Origin of the sequence: Anaerotignum lactatifermentans (assembly GCF_014982935.1) — a bacterium.
Lineage (GTDB): Bacteria > Bacillota > Clostridia > Lachnospirales > Anaerotignaceae > Anaerotignum > Anaerotignum lactatifermentans.
On record NZ_JADCKK010000102.1, the window covers coordinates 1 to 4,374 of the forward strand.

The following is a 4,374-nucleotide window of genomic DNA, read 5'->3' on the forward strand; positions in this document are numbered from 1 at the left end:
TAAAAGAAAATAAACCCAAGAAAACAACAGACCGGATTTTGAGCCGGTCTAATTGTCGTGGAATTTTTATTTAGTTGAAAATCATTAAAAAGCTTGCGAAAAGGTCTTGACTTTTGTTAGCAGGTTTGTATGGGCAAAAAAATGGCAGATATGGCTATGAGAGCTATCATCTATGTGGAAACGGAGTATCTACAGGAGCTTGAAAGAAAAAATAGTTTTGCGGAACAGAGCAAGGAAGAACAAAAAACAGAACCTGATACCACAGAGCGGATGGAATTAGAGATGGGAGGCTGAAGAAATGGAGAATCTATGGTATTTAATGCCCCTGCTATTGATTTTTGGCGCCTTTATGGTCTGTATGCTTTTGATCGACAGGAAGTCTTTGAACATCAAAAGCAAGACCGTAGGCGATGGCCAGCATGGCTCCGCCAGCTTTGCCACACCAAAAGAAATTGATGCGGCATTTCAGAGAGTGAGATATGAACCACAGGTCTGGAGGCGAAAGCCTCCTTGCAACCTGCCCCAAGGCATCATCATTGGATGCAATATGATGAAGTTCGGAAAGAAGAAAACAGTCACAGCAATCGTGGAGGAAGGAGATGTTCACGCACTGATGATCGGTGCCGCTGGTGTGGGCAAGACAGCCAAGTTTTTATATCCCAATCTGGAATACTGCTGTGCGTCAGGCATGAGTTTTGTCACGACCGACACAAAGGGTGATCTCCTGAGAAGCTACGCTCCCATTGCAAAAAAGTATTATGGCTATGATATTTCGGTGCTGGATTTGAGAAATCCAACCCAAAGCGATGGTTTCAATATGCTTCATATGGTGAATCATTACATGGATGAATATTTGCAGGCAGACTCCCTTGTGGCAAAGGCAAAAGCAGAGAAGTACGCAAAGATAATATCCAAAACGGTCTTGAATTCTGGTGGATTTGATTCTGCCAATGCAGGGCAAAATGCCTTCTTCTATGATTCGGCAGAGGGCTTGATCACTGCTGTGATATTGGTGATTGCGGAATTTTGTTCGCCCTATGCTCTTACATTGGAACAGGAAAAGAGAAAACAGAAAGCACTGGAAGAACGTAAAAAAGAAATAGCACAGATGAGAAAAGCCTGCATTGATAAAAACATAGATTTTTTGCCGAAAGCACAGGAAGTAAGTATTCGAGAAGTGGAAGCAGTGATTTTATTTCAACCAGAGAAAAATGAAATAGAAGAAAAAGGAGAAGAAAGGCATATCATCAGTGTGTTCAAATTGATTCAAGATTTATTGGGACCATCAGAAGTGAAAGGCAAAAGTCAGTTCAAGCTGTTGATGGAACGTCTTCCGGAAGAACATAAAGCAAGATGGCTTTCGGGTGCCGCCCTGAATACTTCAGACCAGGCAATGGCGTCTGTACTTTCAACAGCATTGTCCAGGCTGAATGCTTTTCTGGATTCTGAAATTGAACAGCTATTATGCTTTGAAACCAAAATCAATACGGAAAAGTTTTGTAGAAATAAGTCTGCGGTATTTTTGATCATGCCGGAGGAAGATAACAGCAAATATTTCCTCATTTCTTTGATTGTACAGCAACTCTATCGAGAAATGCTTTCCATTGCCGATGAAATGGGAGGAAAGCTGCCAAACAGAGTTATGTTCTTCCTGGATGAGTTCGGTACACTGCCAGCCATACAGTCTGCGGAAATGATGTTTTCTGCCAGCCGTTCCAGACGAATCAGCTTTGTGCCTATCATACAGTCATTGGCACAGCTGGAAAAGAACTATGGTAAAGAAGGTGCGGACATCATCATTGATAACTGTCAGGTCTGCATATATGGTGGCTTAGCACCAAACTCCGAAGCAGCCAACGTACTGTCCAAGACACTGGGGGACAGGACAGTCATGACAGGCAGTATCTCACAAGGCAGAGATAAATCCAAGTCATTGCAGATGACAGGAAGACCATTGATGACACCAGATGAGCTTAAAATCATGCCAAAAGATACGTTCATCGTCACAAGAACAGGCGTAAAGCCAATGAAAACAAAGCTGAAGCTGTTTTTTGAGTGGGGAATCGAGCTGAATGAAACATACCCAATGCGCCAGGCTGTGGTGAGGAAGGTGCATTACGCTAATAAAAAGACTATTGAGGAAGCCATCGCAAAAAAATACGGTTTACCGAAAAATCCTCTCCAGCAACCCGCCAAACGCACAATGCAGGAACAAGATAAGCCGTTATGCAACATATCGAAAACCATGAAAGGGGTGGAAAATAGGGATGATTGACAAAAGGAAGGTCTATCAAGATACGGAGCTTTCCAGCAAAGCCGTATCTGTTTATTTATATCTTTGCGAACGTGCGAGCAAAGAAACAAAAAGCTGCTATCCCTCCATGAAAACCATAGCCAAAGATCTGCATCTTTCTTTGGCGTCAGTAAAGCGTTCCATTCAAGAATTGGAAAGAAGTGCATACATCAGAAAAGAAAATCGGTTTCGTGACAATGGAGGCAAAAGCAGCAATCTCTATTTTATAGAATGAGTTTGAAAAAGAAAAAAATTCCCCTCAAAAAACGGTGAAAAAACGCCAAGGGGGAGGTCTGTCTTCTGCGTGAGCTATGGTATGGCTCAATGTGAGCCGAGAATGTGAATTGTTCACTTTAACAGTTACATCGTATACAGAAAAAGAATTTATAAACTATACTGACATATTTTGAAATGGACTTAGATGTAATTTTTATAAATATTATGGAAAAATGCTTGATAATCACCTTTATAAACATATAATTGCTGCATTATTGCAGCAATTATATATATATATTGCAATAATGCAGCAAATATGATATATTATTAGCTGTAAGAGGTGGTTTTATGGATAAACTAGGTGATTACCTAAAAAAAGCTCGTGTGCGTCAGGGGCTGAGTTTGAAAGATGTATACAAAGAAACTGGTATAAGCGATTCGCGTTTGAGCCGTATTGAAAATGGAACAAAAGCTTTTGAGGTTGGACCTTTTTGTACAAAAGCACTTGCAAAGCTATATAAAATTAATCTTGTAGATTTGCTGATTAAAGCTGGTTATCTTGATACTGATGCACTTTCCTCATATGAACAGGTCTTTCAAAATGTAGACCTTCTTAGCGATGACGAGAGAAACCACATCCAAAAACAGATTGACTTATTCATAAAAGGGAGGACTAAAATATGATTTTTCGATTAGGAGAGTTATTCTGTGGTCCAGGTGGTCTTGCATGGGGAGCTACCCATGCTGATATAGGAGATCCGAATTTCAAAATAGTTCATGCATGGGCAAATGATTATGATGAAAATACCTGCCGTACCTATCAGCGCAATATATGTCATAATATGCCTGGAAGTGTGTACCATGCAGATGTCCGTAAACTGGATTTAACACAGTTTACACAAATTGATGCGTTTGCCTTTGGTTTTCCTTGCAATGATTATAGCGTTGTGGGAGAGCAAAAGGGTATGGATGGTGTATATGGTCCTCTTTATTCATATGGTGTTAAAGTACTTAAGCTGTATAAACCCCAATGGTTTTTAGCTGAGAATGTAGGCGGTTTGAGAAATGCTAATGATGGAAAAGCATTTACGAAAATACTGGATGAGATGAGGACTGCCGGGTATAAGCTTTATCCAAACCTGTATAAGTTTGAAACTTATGGAGTTCCTCAGGCAAGGCATAGAATAATCATTGTTGGTATACGTAATGATATTGATGTTGAGTTTAAAGTGCCATCCAATAAACCATATGCTAAGGTAGATAATACATGCCGTAATGCCATTGAAGTGCCGCCTATTCCAAAAGATGCTCCAAATAATGAGCTTACAAAGCAGTCTCCAACTGTTGTTGAACGACTCAGTTATATAAAACCAGGTCAAAACGCCTTTACTGCTGATCTGCCGGAGCATTTGAAGCTGAATATTACTGGAGCAAAGATAAGCCAGATTTATAAGAGGCTTGATCCAGAAAAACCAGCCTATACAGTAACTGGCAGCGGTGGCGGCGGTACTCATATCTACCATTGGGCTGAGCCAAGAGCACTGACAAACAGAGAGCGTGCCAGACTGCAGACTTTTCCAGATGATTTTGTATTTGAAGGAAACAAGGAAAGTGTCCGTAAGCAGATTGGCATGGCTGTACCGTGCATAGGAGCGAAAATCATTTTTGAAGCTATTCTAAAGACTTTCGCAGGCATTCCTTATGAGTCCATGCCAGCAAATATCGAGGAATAAAATTAGAGACCGTTTCAAGTTTTGTGTAAAGTGAATAAACTGATATAAGATATGTCATTAGTTACTTTGGGCAGAGCCTATTTTTTTGAGGTTCTGCCTTTGTCTGTATTATAATGCAGTTTCCGGACATGT

Annotated in this window: 5 protein-coding genes; all 5 read left to right on the top strand. The window is 40.4% G+C overall.

Features of this window, described 5'->3' with window-relative positions; translation table 11 throughout:
- Window positions 1-129: 129 nt before the first annotated feature.
- The 5 genes from INF29_RS13830 to INF29_RS13850 all read left to right on the top strand — a co-directional run bounded on the left by INF29_RS13830 (window position 130) and on the right by INF29_RS13850 (window position 4,242).
- A complete protein-coding gene (locus tag INF29_RS13830) occupies window positions 130-294 on the top strand; it encodes a hypothetical protein (protein WP_193487307.1) in 165 nt (54 codons plus the stop codon).
- Between the two features lie 4 nt (window positions 295-298).
- Complete coding sequence (locus INF29_RS13835; protein ID WP_193487299.1) at window positions 299-2,275, top strand: type IV secretory system conjugative DNA transfer family protein; 1,977 nt, start codon at window positions 299-301, stop codon at window positions 2,273-2,275.
- Window positions 2,268-2,528, top strand: a complete 261-nt coding sequence (locus tag INF29_RS13840) for a helix-turn-helix domain-containing protein (RefSeq protein ID WP_193487301.1) — start codon at window positions 2,268-2,270, stop codon at window positions 2,526-2,528. Before INF29_RS13835 ends, INF29_RS13840 begins: the two co-directional genes overlap by 8 nt.
- Before the next feature lie 329 nt (window positions 2,529-2,857).
- A complete protein-coding gene (locus INF29_RS13845) occupies window positions 2,858-3,193 on the top strand; it encodes a helix-turn-helix domain-containing protein (protein WP_193487303.1) in 336 nt (111 codons plus the stop codon).
- The gene (locus INF29_RS13850) at window positions 3,190-4,242 is read left to right on the top strand and encodes a DNA cytosine methyltransferase (RefSeq protein WP_193487305.1); all 1,053 of its coding nucleotides are present in this window, start codon (window positions 3,190-3,192) and stop codon (window positions 4,240-4,242) included. The genes INF29_RS13845 and INF29_RS13850 overlap by 4 nt, the downstream gene beginning before the upstream one ends.
- The last annotated feature ends 132 nt before the right edge of the window (window positions 4,243-4,374 follow it).